We start from the raw sequence: 15,847 nt of genomic DNA, 5'->3' as shown, positions 1-15,847 counted from the left end.
ACCACATGTTGTGATAACCGTTAGCGATGTTCTACCGACTGGCGCAGCGTCCCGGCGGGCGCATGTACCGAGCCGCCCAGGTAGCGGACATCGTCCACCGCCCAGCACTGTCCTTCGCGGATCATCAGTACTTCATCCTGCCAGCTCTGGCTGCCCTGGCTTAGCGTTACGCGCAGCGGAATATTCCGCGCATCGCTATTAGGAATGGTGGAAGCGCTGGCGACGTCGGCATGATCGGCGGCAACGCTACGGCTGGAGAAGGGATCGGTTTTTAGCAACGCAGCGGTTTGCGGATCGCGGCTGGCGTTATTCAGCATTTTTGCCAGGTCGTCACTCAGGTATGGGCGCAATGCTGTCAGGTCGCTGCCCGGATGAGCGATGCGGTAGTCATAAAATTGTTGTGCAACGCTGTCCGGACCGCCTTCCACACACTGCCCGCTATGGGCGCCAATATCTTTATAGGCCGGGGTTACGGTGGTACAGGCGCTCAGCAGCAGCGCGCACGGCATTACAAGAGTCAAAACTGAATAGCGCATGTTGATTTCCTTATTTCTCTTCAGAAGACACGACCTTTCAAGAATAGTGTATTGATCTGATAATGTGTCTCGTAACGTGCGCAATCAAAAGGAGAACCTTATGCAACTTTCAACCACGCCGACACTCGAAGGACAGCCGATTATCGAGTATTGCGGCGTCGTGACGGGCGAAGCGATTCTGGGCGCCAATATTTTCCGCGATTTTTTTGCCGGTATCCGCGATATTGTCGGCGGACGTTCTGGTGCTTATGAGAAAGAACTGCGTAAAGCGCGGGAAATTGCCTTTCGTGAACTGGGCGACCAGGCGCAGCAGCTTGGCGCAGATGCGGTGGTCGGTATTGATATCGATTATGAAACTGTAGGCAAAGACAGCAGCATGCTAATGGTGAGCGTCAGCGGTACGGCGGTTAAAACGCGCCGATGAAAAAGTATGCATTAGCAATGCTGGCGCTGCTTCTGGCTGGCTGTGCGAGTGAAAAAGGGATTATCGATAAAAACGGCTACCAGCTGGATACGCGGCGTCAGGCGCAGGCAGCCTATCCACGTATCAAGGTGCTGGTGATTCATTACACGGCGGATGATTTTGATGTCTCGCTGGCGACGCTCACCGACAAGCAGGTGAGCGCCCATTACCTGGTACCCGCCAGGCCGCCGCTGTACCACGGTAAACCGCGCATCTGGCAGCTGGTGCCGGAGCAGGATCTTGCCTGGCACGCGGGGGTGAGTTTCTGGCGCGGCGCGACGCGCATCAACGATACCTCCATCGGCATTGAGTTAGAAAACCGCGGCTGGCAACGAAGCGAGGGAGGAAAAACCTTCGCGCCTTTTGCTCCTGAGCAAATTAGTGCATTGATACCACTGGTAAAAGATATTATCTCGCGGTACAACATCGCGCCGCAAAACGTGGTGGCGCATGCCGATATCGCGCCGCAGCGTAAAGACGATCCCGGCCCGTTATTCCCGTGGCAGGCGTTGGCCGCTCAGGGGATTGGCGCCTGGCCGGATGCGGCGCGGGTAGCATTTTACCTGAATGGTCGTTCTCCTCATCAGCCGGTGGAAACGGCGTCGCTGCTTGATTTGTTGGCGCGCTACGGCTACGAAGTGAAACCGGAAATGACGTCTGCGCAGCAGAAACGAGTGATTGAGGCGTTTCAGATGCATTTCCGTCCGGGGTTATGGCACGGTGTTGCGGATGCCGAAAGCCAGGCCATTGCCGAGGCATTACTGGAAAAATATGGCCAGGGGTGACTGCCGCTGGTTTTTTTATGACGAGGTCAATGGAAATGGTGTTTCGCATCATGACAGGTGCACTGCTGATGGCGGCTTTTGCTGTCCACGCTGCGCCAAACCCGCCGTACGCATGTTCCTACTGGGACAAACAAACTGACAGTGTGGAAACGCTGGATGAGTGCGCCGTACTGAAAGACGGCAAGCTGGTATTTTTACCCGCGCTATTTGCCAAAACCCATGATGTCGATGGCATGTCGTGGGTCGGGCTGCACAATTATACCCGTGGAGCGGGGGAGCAGGATGCGGATTATTATGTGCGTTCTGCGCACGAGTATTTGCCAGTGATTCATTTCGATAACGGGCCGGACTGGTTTGTTGAGGGACTGGTGCGCTCAACGCAGAACGGCAAAGTGGGCTACTGGGATGACAGTTTTCGCAACCGCATTGCCGCCCGCTATGATTACGCTTCGCAGTTTGAGGGTGGCAAAGCGCTGGTCTGCATCGGGTGCAAACCGCAGCGTGAAGGCGAGCATATCTCGTTGAGCGGCGGGGAGTGGTACTACATTGATAAGAGCGGCCAGCGGGTGTCTGAGATTAAATCCGGGCCGTTCTGATCTGTTAGCGGTGTAGTTTACCGTGATCTTTTAACCAGTGCGCCGTGCGTTTGATGCCTTCATCCAGCGTCACGATCGGCGCATAGCCCAACTCTTCCTGCGCGCGCGTGATATCCAGCGTGAAATCAAAATTGAGCTTCGACACGCCATAGTGGGTGAAGGCGGGTTCTTTCGCGCGCTTATCGCCAAAACGCTCCATGCTGCGGGCCAGCATATCCAGCATGGTGTAGGGTACGGAGCGAATGCGGCAGGAGATCGCCAGATCGTCAATCAGCCGCTGTACGATGCTGCGCAGCGAGCGCGGCTCGCCGTTAGTGATGTTATACGCCCGCCCTGAGGGTAACGTGTCGCACTGTTGCTGGCTGGCGAGCCACATCGCATGCACTGCATTTTCGTAGTAGGTCATATCCACCAGCGCATCACCACCGCGCGGCAGTAACACGCTGCGGTAGTGGTGCATCATCTGCGCCAGACGTGGGATAAATACTTTGTCGTGCGGACCAAACAGGCTTTGCGGGCGCAGAATGGTAAAACGGGTATTGGGGTTCGCCTGCGCCAGCAGATCGATGACCTGCTCGCCAGCGGCTTTGCTGCGGGCAAATTCGTTGGCGAAACGCGCCGGGCGAAAATCTTCCGGGATATCGCGATGGTGGTGATAATCGAAGTAGAGCGAAGGCGAGGAGATATGGATAAAGTTGCGTACGCCCCAGGCGACAGCCCATTCACCCAGACGGCGCGTGGCACGCACATTCGCCAGGTCAAACGCTTCCTGCGTTCCCCACGGTGAGGTGAAGCTGGAGCAGTGCCACAGCGTATCGATATCAGCGAGCATGATTTTAGCCTGCGATGAAACCAGCTCGGTTAAATCTGCATGCACAAACTCGGCGCCCATCTTGCTCAGCAACTTGCCCATCGCTTCGTTGCGGCCCGTCGCCCTGACGCTGATCCCTTTTTGACGCAGATATTCGACGGCGTTTCGGCCTAAACCGCTGGTTGCGCCCGTGACCAGTACCTTCATATCAATCCACTGTGTTGAAAAGCAATTATCGCGCGCATTCTTCCGTGAATTACGCCGCGATGCAATGGGAGAAGTAAAAGAAAAAGGTTAACCGTCAGACTTTTTCGCTATTTTTTTCTGCCAGACGGGCAATTTGTTGCGCCATACCACGAAAGATGAACAGATGAGCCGGGAACATCAGCAGCCAGTAAAACAAACCCGGCATGCCGTGCGGATGCCACCAGGCGCGGACATCCAACAGCCGGTGATCGCCTTTGTCGCTTAACGTAAAGGCCAGCCGCCCCAGCCCCGGCGCTTTCATGCCAAACAATAATGCCAGTTGCTGCTCCGGCTCGGCGATGATCACTTTCCAGCTATCTACCGCATCACCGGTTTGCAGCCAAGCGCGATCGGAACGCCCGCGCGGCAGTGGGTGACCAATTAAACGATCGAGCGCCGCGCGGGTTTCCCATAGCAGATTGCCGAAAAAGTAGCGCTCTTTGCCGCCGATACGGTTAACCACTTCCCACAGCGCGCTGAGGCTGGCTGCGGTTTTTACCTGATAACCAGCCTGTTTCGGAAAGTAGCCGTATTGCGGACGCCAGCGTGAGAAGGCCTGCGGGTCATAGCCCCAGTCGGCGGAATTCACCAGCTTTTCTTCTTCCTGCAACGTCTGACGCACTGCGTCATCAAAGCGGATCAACGTTTGCGGGATCAAACGGCGCAATGCGCGATCGTCGGCCAGCAGATCGTGCTTCAGCCCCTGGATCAGCGCCTTTGCGATGCCTGGCGGCACGGAAGTGATGAGATGTAAAAACCAGACGGAGATCAGCCGCGTTGGCAGCGGAATGGGGATCAGCGGGCGGTGTACGCCGCTGACGCGCATAAAGTGCTCGAACTGTTGCTGATAGCTCAGCACTTCCGGCCCGGCAGCCTCAAACACGCGGTGTTCCGCCGCCGGATGATGCAACAACTCCAGCAGGTAATACAGCAGGTTTTCCAGTGCAATCGGCGTGGTACGAGAACGCACCCAGCGCGGCGGCGTCAGCACCGGCAGGTTAAATACCATATCGCGCATCACTTCAAAGGCCGCCGAACCCGCGCCGACAATAATTCCGGCGCGCAATTCGGTAACCGGCACACCGGCTGCCCGCAGCAGATCGCCGGTATATTGCCGCGCCAGTAGATGGTCAGAATCCGTTGCTCCTTTTGCCTGCAACGAACTGAGGAAAATAACCTGTTTGACCGGCGTTTCCCGCAGCGCATCGCGCACATTCAGGGCGATTTGCCGTTCATGCGCCACAAAATCGCTGCTTTCGCCCATGCTATGCACCAGATAGTAGAGCGTATCAATATCGGCCAGCAGCGCCGGAAGATCCTGTGGCCAATAGAGATCGATAGTGTGGCAGGTCACGCCGGGCAACCGCTGCTTTTGCAGGCGCGTTAACTGGCGCGCCGCCGCTTTGACCTGGTGGCCTTGCTGACTGAGCGCGGCCACCAGCCGCTGCCCGATATAACCGCTGGCGCCAAGCACCAGGATCCGCTGCGCCACATCTGCTCCTTAGCGCTGTAAAAAAGCCTGCCAGTGGCGAACCACCTCGGTGAGCTGCTGGCGATTGACGTCGAGATGGGTGACCAGTCGCACCACCGGCGAAGCGTTGATTAACACATCGCGTTCGCGCATAAACGCCCCCAACGCTGCGGCCGGTTCGCCAACACGAACGAACAACATGTTGGTGTCGTGGCGCATCACGTCGGCGCCAATCTCCTGTAGCTGAGCAGCCAGCCAGGCGGCGTTCTCGTGATCCTCTTTCAGCCGCGAGACGTTGTGCTTCAGCGCATACAGGCCCGCTGCGGCAAGGATCCCGGCCTGGCGCATGCCGCCGCCGGTCATTTTGCGCCAGCGGTTGGCGCGGGTGATATAAGCTTTGTCGCCCACCAGTAATGAACCGACCGGCGTGCCGAGGCCCTTTGACAGGCAGATGGTGAAGGAGTCGCAATATTGCGCGATCGCGCTAAGGTCGCAGCCGTATTCCACGATGGCGTTAAAGATGCGTGCGCCATCAACGTGCAGTGACAGCCCGCGCTCGCGGGTAAATTCCCACGCCTGTTTCAGGTAGTCGCGCGGCAGCACTTTGCCGTTGTGGGTATTTTCCAGACTGAGCAGTTTGGTGCGCGCGAAGTGGATGTCATCGGCTTTGATTTTTGCCGCAACTTTGTCCAGCGGCAGTGTCCCGTCGGCGGCGGCATCAATGGGCTGCGGCTGAATGCTGCCGAGCACTGCGGCTCCACCCGCTTCGTAGAGATAGTTATGCGCTCCCTGGCCGACAATATACTCTTCGCCGCGCTCGCAATGGCTTAACAGCGCCACCAGGTTGGCTTGCGTACCGGTCGGCAGAAACAGTGCGGCTTCTTTACCGCTGAGTTCCGCCGCGTAACGCTGCAGTTCGTTAACGGTGGGATCATCACCGTAAACATCGTCCCCGACCGGGGCGGCCATCATCTCTTCGAGCATGGCGCGCCCCGGGCGGGTTACGGTATCACTACGTAAATCAATCACGGCATTTCCTTTCTCTGGCTCAGGTTAAGCTTCTGTTTTACCTGAGCCAGTTGGTTTTCGCCAGTTCGATGACTTCATCGCCGCGTCCGCTGATAATGGCGCGCATCATATAGAGGCTGAAACCTTTGGCCTGCTCCAGTTTGATTTGCGGCGGGATCGCCAGTTCCTCTTTGGCGACCGTGACATCCACCAGCACCGGGCCATCGATCGAGAAAGCGCGCTGGAGCGCTTCGTCAACATCGGCGGATTTCTCCACGCGGATCCCGGTAATGCCACAGGCCTCGGCGATGCGGGCAAAGTTGGTGTCCTGCAACTCCGTACCATCTGTTAAATAGCCGCCCGCTTTCATCTCCATCGCCACAAAGCCGAGCACGCTGTTATTAAAGACGATAATTTTCAGCGGCAGCTTCATCTGCACAACAGAGAGAAAATCACCCATCAGCATGCTGAAACCGCCATCGCCGCAGAGCGCCACGACTTGTCTTTCCGGGTGGGTTGCTTTTGCCCCGAGCGCCTGCGGCATGGCGTTGGCCATCGAACCATGGTTAAAGGAACCGAGCAGGCGGCGCTTGCCGTTCATTTTCAGATATCGCGCTGCCCACACCGTTGGCGTGCCGACATCACAGGTGAAAATCGCGTCATCCGCGGCAAAATGGCTGATTTGTTGCGCCAGATATTGCGGGTGAATCGATTTCTCGCTCGGCTTCGCTAAGTCATCCAGCCCTTTGCGGGCCTCGCGGTAATCCGCCAGCGCTTTATCAAGGAAGCGGCGATCGGTTTTTTCTTCCAGCAACGGCAGCAACGCGGCAAGGGTGGCTTTGATATCGCCCACCAGCGCCATATCCACTTTGCTGTGCGCGCCAATGCTGGCCGGATTGATATCGATCTGGATGATTTTGGCATCAGTGGGGTAGAAGGCGCGATAGGGGAATTGCGTGCCGAGCAGCACTAAGGTATCGGCATTCATCATGGTGTGGAACCCGGAAGAGAAACCAATCAGCCCGGTCATGCCGACATCGTATGGGTTGTCGTACTCCACATGTTCTTTACCGCGCATCGCGTGGACAATGGGCGCATTCAGTTTCCCGGCGAAAGCCAACAGCTCTTTGTGCGCACCGGCGCAGCCGCTGCCACACATCAGGGCGATATTGCTGGAGTAGCGCAGCAACTGCGCCAGTTTTTGTAACTCTTCTTGTGTCGGTGTGACCACCGGTTGCGGCGCACTGTACCAGTGGCTGCTGGCGCTTTCCGGCGCGGGTTTCAGCGCCACGTCGCCAGGCAGTACCACGACGGACACGCCTTTATTAAGCACGGCTTTGCGCATGGCGATCGCCAGCACTTGCGGGATCTGTTCCGGATTGGAAACCAGTTCGCAATAGTGGCTGCATTCGCGAAACAGCTCCTGAGGATGGGTTTCCTGGAAGTAGCCGCTACCGATTTCGCTGGAGGGAATGTGGGCCGCAATGGCCAGCACCGGAACATGGTTGCGGTGGCAATCGAAAAGACCGTTGATCAGATGTAAATTTCCCGGCCCGCAGGAACCGGCACAAACCGCCAGCTCGCCGGTCAGTTGCGCTTCCGCCCCGGCGGCGAAGGCGGCGACTTCTTCATGACGCGTTGGCATCCAGTGAATGGTACCCATGCGATTCAGGCTGTCGCTCAGCCCGTTAAGAGAATCACCGGTTACCCCCCAAATCCGTTTAACGCCCGCTTGTTCAAGGGTTTTAGCAATATAAGCAGCCACTGTCTGTTTCATGGAAAGCTCCTTTTGTGATCTTGATTACAAGCTTAGACAATGATTCTGCCTGGAATGAGATTAACGATGCCCTTTTTTAAAACAGGGGTTTATTTCAGTTACACTCCGTAATACTCTGAAAAAGGTCGATGAAAACAGGAATCATTTCAAATGGTTAAATCATTGTTAAATGCAGTTAATAATATGTTTTCGCATGAAGATCTTGGCCGACTGTTGCTGCGTTTGTTGGTTGGCGGATTGATGTTGTTTCACGGGCTGCACAAATTAATCGGCGGTATTGATGGTATTGCGGGCATGCTGGTGGCAAAAGGGTTACCGGGTTTTATTGCTTACGGCGTGCTGATTGGCGAAGTGCTGTGCCCGATTCTGATCATTCTGGGCGTTCTGACTCGCCCCGCCGCGCTGGTGCTGGCATTTACGATGTTGGTGGCGTGGTTACTGGTCGGCATTGGTAAAACGGGCGCTCTGGATGCGACTGGAGCGTGGGCGATTGAAAGTATTGTTTACTTCTTTATTGCTGCGCTGGTGATTGCTTTTATTGGTGCGGGCCGCTATTCCGTGGCGCCAGCGTGGAAGTAGTGCAGAGTTAACAGCGTACCGGAACGATACCCGGTCAATGAGATCCAAAAAACGCCCTCCAGATGAAGGGCGTTTTATTTTGTGCAGAAAGCGTTACGCCAGCACCAAATCCCCCCGGGGATGGCAGGAGCAGGCCAGCACATATCCGGCGGCAATCTCCTGCTCCGTCAGCGTCATGGTGCTGCTGACGGTATACTCACCGGAAATCACCTGCGTTTTACAACAGCCGCACACACCGGCGCGGCAGGCGGCATTCACTGGCATCTTATTGCTCTCCAGCGCTTCCAGCAGCGTGCTGCCCACAGGCGCGTAGAAGGTTTTCATCGGCGAGAGTTTGCTGAACTTCAACCCACTGGTGGCAGCCTGCGCGACAGGGGTAAAGAATTTCTCTTTAAAGAAACGCGTTACGCCCAGCGCTTTCACTTCGTTCTCAACCCAATCCATGTACGGCGCCGGGCCGCAGGTCATCACCGTGCGCGCGGCCAGATCCGGCACCTGGCTGAGCAGTTCGCGGCTCAGACGGCCAGAAGCAAAACCTGCGCTGGCGTCATTTTCCGCCACCAGCGTGACAGGATATTCGCGCCACTCATCAGCGAAAATCACATCCTGCGGCGAACGCACATTGAAGATCACCTGCACATCGGCCTGCGGGCGATACTTCGCCAGCCAGCGGCGCATCGACATAATCGGTGTCACGCCGCACCCTGCCGCCAGCAGCAACAGCTTATCGTTCGGTTCGTTATCACAGGTAAATTCCCCCTGCGCATCGGAAAGCCACAGATAATCGCCGCGTTTTACTTCCTGGGTCAGCCACCGGGAACCTGCGCCATCATCAATACGGCGAACGGTCAGCGTAATGTATTCGCTCACGCCCGGCGTGGATGAAAGGGTGTAAGCACGCAGCGTGTCGGCGCTGTTGCGAATGCTTACCAGCGCGTATTGCCCGGCGCGATACGGATAGTAATCGTGGCATAACAGCGACAGCGTCCAGACATCCGGCGTTTCCTGATGGATATGGTGAACCTGCATGCGCCACGGGCATTGAGGGGTTGGCATGGTCATCGTTATCTCCTTATGCGCTCAGCAACTGCTGCATATCCTGTTCAACGGTCGTGACCTGGCGCAGGCCAAATTTCTCATTCAGCACGGCCAGCAGATCCGGCGTCAGGAAGCCCGGCGCGGTCGGGCCGGTAACGATATTGGTGACGCCCAGCGACAGCAGAGTCAGCAGGATGACGATCGCTTTCTGTTCAAACCAGGAGAGTACCAGTGACAGCGGGAGATCGTTCACGCCGCAGCCCAGTTTTTCCGCCAGCGTTACCGCCAGAATAATCGCCGAGTAGGCGTCATTACACTGACCAGCATCGATCAGACGCGGCAGCCCTTCGATATTGCCGAAGTCGAGTTTGTTGAAGCGATATTTCCCACAGGCCAGCGTCAGGATCAGGCAGTCATCCGGTACCTGGGTGGCGAAATCGGTGAAGTAATTACGTTCGCCGCGTGCGCCGTCGCAGCCGCCGACGAGGAAGACGTGGCGCAGTTTTTCGCGGCTCACCAGATCTATCAGCGAATCCACCGCACCAAGCAGGGTCTGGCGACCAAACCCGACAGTGATCAGGTGTTCGATTTCGCTGAATGGGAAACCGGACATCTGCTGTGCCTGGCGGATCACCGGAGCGAAATCGTCGCCTTCGAGGTGGTTCACGCCCGGCCAGCCAACAATGCTGCGGGTCCAGATACGGTCGTCATAAGAACCGACGGTCGGATCAATGATGCAGTTGGAGGTCATCACGATCGGGCCGGGGAAGCGGGCGAATTCCACCTGCTGGTTCTGCCAGCCACTACCGTAGTTGCCGACCAGATGTTTAAATTTACGCAGTTCAGGATAACCGTGTGCCGGTAACATTTCACCGTGGGTATAGACGTTAACGCCGGTGCCTTCGGTTTGTTGCAGCAGGTTGTAGAGATCTTTCAGGTCGTGACCAGAGATCAAAATGCATTTCCCGGCGACGGCTTTAACGTTCACCTGGGTCGGCGTTGGATGGCCGTAAGTGCTGGTTTCACCGGCATCGAGGATGCTCATGACGCTGAAGTTCATCTGGCCAATTTCCATTGAACATTCAAGCAGAGCGTTCATGTCCGCAGGCCAGGTACCCAGCCAGGCCATAATTTTATGGTAGCGGGCATAAATAGCGTTGTCGTACTGGCCGAGTACGTGCGCATGCTCCATATAAGCGGCTGCGCCTTTCAGACCGTACAGGCAGAGCAGACGCAGGCCAAGGATATTTTCGCCAATCGTGGCTTTGTCTTTGTTCGGCGTGAATTCTGCTGCCTGGCGCTGTAATTCGCCCAGATCGTCACTGACCAGTTGCAGTTCGGCCATCGGGTTATCAACGCTGGCGTTCGGGTCGATAGAAAGGCAGAGCGCTTTCAGCGCTTCACGTTTGGCTATCGCTTCACGGGCGTAACCGACAATGCGTACGGAGTCGAAGTTGACATTGGTCAGCGTCGAGAAGAAGGCGCGCGGCGCGAAGCTGTCGATTTCATGATCGATGAGATCGTAGTCACGGGCTTTGCAGGCCCAGGCAGAGAGCCCTTGTAACGCGGCAATCAGCAAATCCTGGAGGTCGGACGTTTCGGCGGTTTTACCGCACATCCCCTGCGCATACGCACAGCCATTACCCGCCGGGGTTCGAATGGTTTGTTCACATTGCACACAAAACATGGTCACACCTTCACTGTTAAAGTTATATTTAAAATACATGTTTAAGATTATGCTGGTGAGAGAAGCCTTAAAAGCGCTTTTTAGTGCAACTTACAGGGAGATTGATTTAGCGCAATTTTGGCGGCAAAAAGTTACCGCCAAAGAGGTATCAGGCAGAGAAGAAGGCCATGAGCAATGGCACCAGCAGGCTGAGGATAAAGCCGTGAACAATGGCCGCAGGTACCAGCTCCAGACCGCCGCTGCGCTGGAGCACTGGCAGGGTAAAATCCATTGACGTTGCACCGCACAGACCGAGCGCCGTGGATCGGCTGCGGCGTACTAAGCCGGGGATCAACATGATGGCGATCAATTCGCGCGCCAGATCATTAAAGAAGGCTGCACTGCCAATGACCGGGCCAAAAGATTCGGTCAGCAAAATGCCGGACAGCGAATACCAGCCAAAACCGGAGGCCATCGCCAGACCTGCCTGGAGCGGCAGGCCAAGCAGTAATGCGTTGATGGCGCCGCCAACCAACGAACTGAGCGCCACCACTACGGCGATGATCATTCCGCGGCGGTTGAGGACAATCTGCTTCAGCGTCATACCGCTGTTGCGTAGCTGGATGCCGACCAGCAACAGCAGGAAGATCAGCGTATATTCGCTGGCTTCCGTGGCATGCTGTAAAAACGCCAGCCCGCTGAGGCCAATGGCAAAACCGGCAACCACCACACCGCACAGACGCAGGGATTCCAGCGCCATGGCAAGACGCGAAGGCAATTTTTCCTGCTGATGCTGGTGCTGCCAGGGAAGAGTACGCTCCAGCCATAACAGTGCAACGGCATTGCACAGCAGGATCACCACGATACTCACCGCGGAATAGTGAAATATTGATAGCAGATTGGCGCTGAGATTATCGAGGAACGCGAGGCTGATCCCCATAAAAAATAGGATCAGGTAAACAATCCAGCTCAGTAATTTATTGATCAGTTTAAGAGCCGCAGTATGACGCAGGGGAATAAGGTAGCCGACGATCAGCGGCAGAAGAATAATTAGCAATCCTGAAAGCATGAACAGCCCGAATCCTTGCAAAAATGAGTAAGCGCCGGACACACTACCGAAAGGTGGGAACTGAGTAAAGCCACGAAAAGACGCAGTAATAATGTAAAAAAAAGCCCGGCGTGCTTGCCGGGCCTGATTTTATTAATCGCGTTTTTCCAGCAATGTGCGGTAAATCACCCCACCCAGAATGCCGCCGATAATCGGCATTACCCAGAAGAACCATAATTGCTGCAATGCCCAGCCGTCCTGGAATATTGCGACGGCGGTACTGCGCGCCGGGTTAACGGAAGTATTGGTCACCGGAATACTGATTAAATGGATAAGCGTCAGCGCCAGACCAATGGCAATAGGGGCAAAGCCCGCCGGCGCGTGTTTATCCGTGGCGCCATGGATTACCAGCAGAAAGCCGCAGGTCAGCACGATTTCAATCAGCATCGCGGAGTAAATGGAGTATCCCCCCGGCGAATGTTCGCCATAACCGTTCGAGGCAAAACCACTGGCTGTTGCATCGAAGCCCGCTTTGCCGCTGGCGATAAAATAGAGTGCCGCCGCTGCCACAATGCCGCCAACGACCTGCGCGACAATATAACCAATCACGTCTTTCGCCGGAAAACGACCGCCTGCCCACAGGCCTATTGTCACTGCAGGATTAAAATGCCCGCCTGAAATATGACCAACGGCAAAAGCCATGGTCAGCACCGTTAAACCAAACGCCAACGCAACCCCGGCGAAACCAATACCGGTTTGCGGAAACGTTGCGGCCAGCACTGCGCTGCCGCAGCCGCCAAACACCAGCCAAAATGTGCCAAAGCACTCTGCTGCTAATTTTCTGAACATAGCCACCTCGATAAGAACAGAACCGGGCAAACGCCCTTGCCATAGGTAAAGCACCAATAAATGCGCGGTTATTCTAATCCCGGTGGTAGTTAAAACAACTGATAAATTAAAATAAATTGAAATATAATATATGTTCTATAGGACTATTTTGGTATTGAGTTTTGATATTTGATTGATGATTGGGTTCTTGTTCTTTTTATTTGTTTGCGTTGTACTTCCCTCAACCGCATTTGCGCTTTGCTACATATTTTTCAATAAAATTTTGTACTTAGCGCATGACCTGGCGCTTTCCGCCCCGCTATACTTCTCAGAAAGCATAGACGAGAAAGACGAAAACAGCCGGAGGGAAGAATGATTCTGGAGCGTGTAGACATTGTCGGATTCCGCGGCATCAATCGTTTATCGTTGCAGCTTGAGCAGAATAACGTGCTGATTGGTGAGAACGCCTGGGGTAAATCCAGCTTGCTTGATGCGTTAACGTTATTACTGTCACCGGAAACCGATCTCTACCATTTTGTTCGGGAAGATTTTTGGTTCCCGCCGGGAGATATCCAGGGGCGTGAGCACCATCTGCACATTATTCTGACTTTCCGTGAATCTGAGCCGGGACGCTACCGCGTGCGACGCTATCGTCCTCTTGCTGAATGCTGGGTGCCCAGTCACGACGGATACCATCGCTTGTTTTATCGCCATGAAGGCGAACTGTCTGATGATGGCAGTGTGCTGACATTGCGTGGTTTTCTGAATGAACAGGGGGAGTTGCTCGATCTTCCCGATATCGACGAGTGCGCCCGTCATCTGGTGCGTTTGATGCCGGTGTTGCGTCTGCGCGATGCGCGATTTTTACGGCGTATCCGCAGCGGTACGATGCCTGATACACCCGAAATGGAAACTACCGCCCGGCAGCTTGATTTCCTCTCCCACGAGCTGGTTTCCCGACCACAAAATTTGACGGACGGGCAGATCCGCCATGGTCTCTCCGCAATGGTGCAACTGCTGGAACACTACTTCGCTGAACAGGGCAGTGGGGCTTCGCACCAGCGTCTGATGCGGCGTCGCTCTCATGATGAGCAGCGTAGCTGGCGCTATCTGGATATTATCAACCGCATGATCGACAAACCCGGCGGCCGTATGTACCGGGTGATCCTGCTGAGTTTTTTTGCCACCTTATTGCAGGCGAAAGGAACGGTGCGCCTCGACCGCGACGCGCGGCCATTGCTGCTGGTGGAAGATCCTGAAACACGGCTGCACCCGATTATGTTGTCGGTCGCCTGGCAACTGCTGAATTTGTTGCCATTGCAGCAGGTGACGACGACCAATTCTGGTGAGCTGTTGTCGATGACGCCGGTTGAGCAGGTCTGTCGGCTGGTGCGCGAATCGTCGCGCGTTGCGGCCTGGCGTCTTGGGCCCGGCGGCTTAAATTCCGAGGATGCGCGGCGTATCGCTTTCCATATCCGCTTCAACCGCGCCTCTTCGCTGTTTGCCCGCTGTTGGCTGCTGGTGGAAGGGGAGACAGAAACCTGGGTGATTAACGAACTGGCGCGCCAGTGCGGCCACCATTTCGATGCCGAAGGGGTGAAAGTCATTGAATTCGCCCAGTCCGGATTAAAACCGCTGGTTAAGTTTGCCCGCCGTATGGGGATTCAATGGCATGTGCTGGTGGACGGCGATGAAGCGGGGAAAAAGTACGCCGCCACGGTGCGCAGCCTGCTGGATAATGATCAGGTTCAGATACGGGAGCATCTGACCGAGTTGCCGGCGCGTGATATGGAACATTTTATGTACCGGGAAGGTTTTGCTGATATCTATCATCGAGTGGCGCAACTGCCGGAAAATGTGCAGATGAATATGCGTCGGGTGATCATCAAAGCGATTCATCGTTCATCGAAGCCGGATCTGGCGATAGAAGTGGCGATGGAAGCGGGGCGCCGCGGGATAGATGCTGTACCGCCCCTGTTGCGCAAGATGTTTTCCCGCGTGCTGTGGCTGGCGCGCGGGCGCGCGGATTAATTCCGGCAGAGTCTGGCAGTCTGGCTATGCAGACTATCGAGTAATTCGTAACGGCGTCGATACTCTGCGCGTTTTTTACTGGCGATCGCCTCCATCGGTTTACGCGGCATTGCCAGTGGCAGGATATAATCGCCGGACGCGTCAGCTACGGCGCCCAATGATTGCCAAAAACTATTGTAATCTGCGTGCAGTTGCCCCTGCTTTTTTCGACGGTAACGAATATTGCGATAGATATGGGTTTCGTTGCTGACAGCGCGGATCTGCTGCACGTTCAGGAACTGGCTCAGCGTCATCGCGGCCTCTACCAACAGACGTTTTGGAAAGAGACCGTGGCAGGATTTGGTCGCAGCCTGAATAAGTTCATGCGGCACGTGGGCTTTGGCTCCCTGTAACCCGCCAATATACAGCGTGTTTTTGCCGGTAAACTGACACAGGGTAAATGTCAGCCCGGCCAGTACGGTATTCTGTGCATCGCAGAATACCAGCGTTGCTTCACCTTCCTTGTCCAGCATGGCTTCCGAACACAGACGCAACGAATAATGCTGCTCATCTTTACCGTTCAACAGTGCAACGGTGATTCCCGGCTTGTTAAGATAGCCATTAACCAGCCTGGCGGGCAGCAGGGCCGCGATCGTGTTGTAATGCCAGCACAGCGCGTCGCACGTTTGTGCACGATTGATATTCATCGACAACCATGGGCGATGCAGGCGGCAAGGTAAACCTGGCTGCACCTGTAACATTTTGGCCAGCATGGGCTGACGTATCAGGCGTGTGAGAAAATGGGCGGTGCTGAACGGCGTGGCCAGCGAACGTAGCAGAAATTTGCGGCGATAGGCAGGATGATGCCATGCCAGTCCTGGCATCAGTTCGCCCGAAGCAAGAGAATAAAAGAGTTGCCATGCCGTTTTCGGCAGTGGCATATCGGTATGTATCGTGTCGGCGATGGTGGACATATTGAAATCCG

At 55.5% G+C, this 15,847-nt stretch carries 15 protein-coding genes; 5 read left to right on the top strand and 10 right to left on the bottom strand.

Annotated features, from left to right (window positions below):
• Positions 1-20: 20 nt before the first annotated feature.
• Entirely contained in the window at positions 21-536 is a 516-nt protein-coding gene (locus Y71_RS18160; protein ID WP_007374102.1) for a lipoprotein, read from the bottom strand.
• Between the two features lie 100 nt (positions 537-636).
• Between Y71_RS18160 and Y71_RS18155 the strand changes: the two genes are divergently transcribed.
• The 3 genes from Y71_RS18155 to Y71_RS18145 are packed head-to-tail and all read left to right on the top strand — an operon-like array spanning position 637 to position 2,380.
• Positions 637-960, top strand: a complete 324-nt coding sequence (locus Y71_RS18155) for a heavy metal-binding domain-containing protein (protein ID WP_007374103.1) — start codon at positions 637-639, stop codon at positions 958-960.
• Positions 957-1,784, top strand: coding sequence for an N-acetylmuramoyl-L-alanine amidase (locus tag Y71_RS18150; RefSeq protein ID WP_007374104.1), 828 nt, complete (start codon positions 957-959; stop codon positions 1,782-1,784). The genes Y71_RS18155 and Y71_RS18150 overlap by 4 nt, the downstream gene beginning before the upstream one ends.
• Before the next feature lie 17 nt (positions 1,785-1,801).
• Entirely contained in the window at positions 1,802-2,380 is a 579-nt protein-coding gene (locus tag Y71_RS18145; RefSeq protein ID WP_227135788.1) for a WG repeat-containing protein, read from the top strand.
• A gap of 4 nt (positions 2,381-2,384) precedes the next feature.
• On the opposite strand, the gene Y71_RS18140 is transcribed toward Y71_RS18145, so the two are convergent.
• The 4 genes from Y71_RS18140 to poxB all read right to left on the bottom strand — a co-directional run bounded on the left by Y71_RS18140 (position 2,385) and on the right by poxB (position 7,693).
• Positions 2,385-3,398 carry a 3-beta-hydroxysteroid dehydrogenase gene (locus Y71_RS18140; RefSeq protein WP_007374106.1) on the bottom strand — a complete coding sequence of 338 codons (1,014 nt, stop codon included), beginning with the start codon at positions 3,396-3,398 and terminating at the stop codon, positions 2,385-2,387.
• A 94-nt stretch (positions 3,399-3,492) separates the two neighbouring features.
• A complete protein-coding gene (locus tag Y71_RS18135) occupies positions 3,493-4,929 on the bottom strand; it encodes a DUF2867 domain-containing protein (RefSeq protein WP_007374107.1) in 1,437 nt (478 codons plus the stop codon).
• A 9-nt stretch (positions 4,930-4,938) separates the two neighbouring features.
• Complete coding sequence (gene ltaE, locus Y71_RS18130; RefSeq protein ID WP_007374108.1) at positions 4,939-5,937, bottom strand: low-specificity L-threonine aldolase; 999 nt, start codon at positions 5,935-5,937, stop codon at positions 4,939-4,941.
• A 37-nt stretch (positions 5,938-5,974) separates the two neighbouring features.
• Positions 5,975-7,693 (bottom strand): ubiquinone-dependent pyruvate dehydrogenase, encoded by a 1,719-nt coding sequence (poxB, locus tag Y71_RS18125; RefSeq protein WP_007374109.1) that lies wholly within the window; start codon positions 7,691-7,693, stop codon positions 5,975-5,977.
• A 150-nt stretch (positions 7,694-7,843) separates the two neighbouring features.
• Between poxB and Y71_RS18120 the strand changes: the two genes are divergently transcribed.
• Positions 7,844-8,272: a DoxX family protein gene (locus tag Y71_RS18120; protein ID WP_007374110.1), complete on the top strand. Its 429-nt coding sequence runs from the start codon at positions 7,844-7,846 to the stop codon at positions 8,270-8,272.
• A 93-nt stretch (positions 8,273-8,365) separates the two neighbouring features.
• Here Y71_RS18120 and hcr read toward each other — a convergent pair whose 3' ends face one another.
• The 4 genes from hcr to aqpZ form a co-directional block, all read right to left on the bottom strand.
• Positions 8,366-9,334 (bottom strand): NADH oxidoreductase, encoded by a 969-nt coding sequence (gene hcr, locus Y71_RS18115; RefSeq protein WP_007374111.1) that lies wholly within the window; start codon positions 9,332-9,334, stop codon positions 8,366-8,368.
• Between the two features lie 10 nt (positions 9,335-9,344).
• Complete coding sequence (gene hcp, locus Y71_RS18110) at positions 9,345-10,997, bottom strand: hydroxylamine reductase (RefSeq protein ID WP_007374112.1); 1,653 nt, start codon at positions 10,995-10,997, stop codon at positions 9,345-9,347.
• A gap of 148 nt (positions 10,998-11,145) precedes the next feature.
• A complete protein-coding gene (locus Y71_RS18105; protein ID WP_007374113.1) occupies positions 11,146-12,045 on the bottom strand; it encodes a LysO family transporter in 900 nt (299 codons plus the stop codon).
• 132 nt (positions 12,046-12,177) lie between these two features.
• Positions 12,178-12,873 carry an aquaporin Z gene (aqpZ, locus tag Y71_RS18100; RefSeq protein WP_007374114.1) on the bottom strand — a complete coding sequence of 232 codons (696 nt, stop codon included), beginning with the start codon at positions 12,871-12,873 and terminating at the stop codon, positions 12,178-12,180.
• Between the two features lie 351 nt (positions 12,874-13,224).
• On the opposite strand from aqpZ, the gene Y71_RS18095 reads away from it, so the two are divergent.
• On the top strand, positions 13,225-14,883 hold the full coding sequence (locus Y71_RS18095) for an ATP-dependent nuclease (RefSeq protein ID WP_007374115.1): 1,659 nt from the start codon (positions 13,225-13,227) through the stop codon (positions 14,881-14,883).
• On the opposite strand, the gene Y71_RS18090 is transcribed toward Y71_RS18095, so the two are convergent.
• Positions 14,880-15,836 carry a VirK/YbjX family protein gene (locus Y71_RS18090; protein ID WP_007374116.1) on the bottom strand — a complete coding sequence of 319 codons (957 nt, stop codon included), beginning with the start codon at positions 15,834-15,836 and terminating at the stop codon, positions 14,880-14,882. The two genes, Y71_RS18095 and Y71_RS18090, sit on opposite strands and share 4 nt — an antisense overlap.
• Between the last annotated feature and the right edge of the window lie 11 nt (positions 15,837-15,847).

It is taken from the genome of Kosakonia radicincitans DSM 16656 (assembly GCF_000280495.2).
Taxonomy (GTDB): domain Bacteria; phylum Pseudomonadota; class Gammaproteobacteria; order Enterobacterales; family Enterobacteriaceae; genus Kosakonia; species Kosakonia radicincitans.
The sequence above is the reverse complement of the archived record's forward strand: the minus strand, read 5'-3'. Positions and strand labels throughout refer to the sequence as shown.

Bases quoted from the DNA above. Each gene is read 5' to 3' on its own strand.
- Y71_RS18145 (WP_227135788.1), top strand. From the start codon at position 1,802: ATGACGAGGTCAATGGAAATGGTGTTTCGCATCATGACAGGTGCACTG.
- Y71_RS18155 (WP_007374103.1), top strand. From the start codon at position 637: ATGCAACTTTCAACCACGCCGACACTCGAAGGACAGCCGATTATCGAG.
- hcp (WP_007374112.1), bottom strand. From the start codon at position 10,997: ATGTTTTGTGTGCAATGTGAACAAACCATTCGAACCCCGGCGGGTAAT.
- Y71_RS18160 (WP_007374102.1), bottom strand. From the start codon at position 536: ATGCGCTATTCAGTTTTGACTCTTGTAATGCCGTGCGCGCTGCTGCTG.
- Y71_RS18140 (WP_007374106.1), bottom strand. From the start codon at position 3,398: ATGAAGGTACTGGTCACGGGCGCAACCAGCGGTTTAGGCCGAAACGCC.
- Y71_RS18105 (WP_007374113.1), bottom strand. From the start codon at position 12,045: ATGCTTTCAGGATTGCTAATTATTCTTCTGCCGCTGATCGTCGGCTAC.
- poxB (WP_007374109.1), bottom strand. From the start codon at position 7,693: ATGAAACAGACAGTGGCTGCTTATATTGCTAAAACCCTTGAACAAGCG.
- aqpZ (WP_007374114.1), bottom strand. From the start codon at position 12,873: ATGTTCAGAAAATTAGCAGCAGAGTGCTTTGGCACATTTTGGCTGGTG.
- Y71_RS18120 (WP_007374110.1), top strand. From the start codon at position 7,844: ATGGTTAAATCATTGTTAAATGCAGTTAATAATATGTTTTCGCATGAA.
- Y71_RS18095 (WP_007374115.1), top strand. From the start codon at position 13,225: ATGATTCTGGAGCGTGTAGACATTGTCGGATTCCGCGGCATCAATCGT.
- Y71_RS18150 (WP_007374104.1), top strand. From the start codon at position 957: ATGAAAAAGTATGCATTAGCAATGCTGGCGCTGCTTCTGGCTGGCTGT.
- hcr (WP_007374111.1), bottom strand. From the start codon at position 9,334: ATGACCATGCCAACCCCTCAATGCCCGTGGCGCATGCAGGTTCACCAT.
- Y71_RS18090 (WP_007374116.1), bottom strand. From the start codon at position 15,836: ATGTCCACCATCGCCGACACGATACATACCGATATGCCACTGCCGAAA.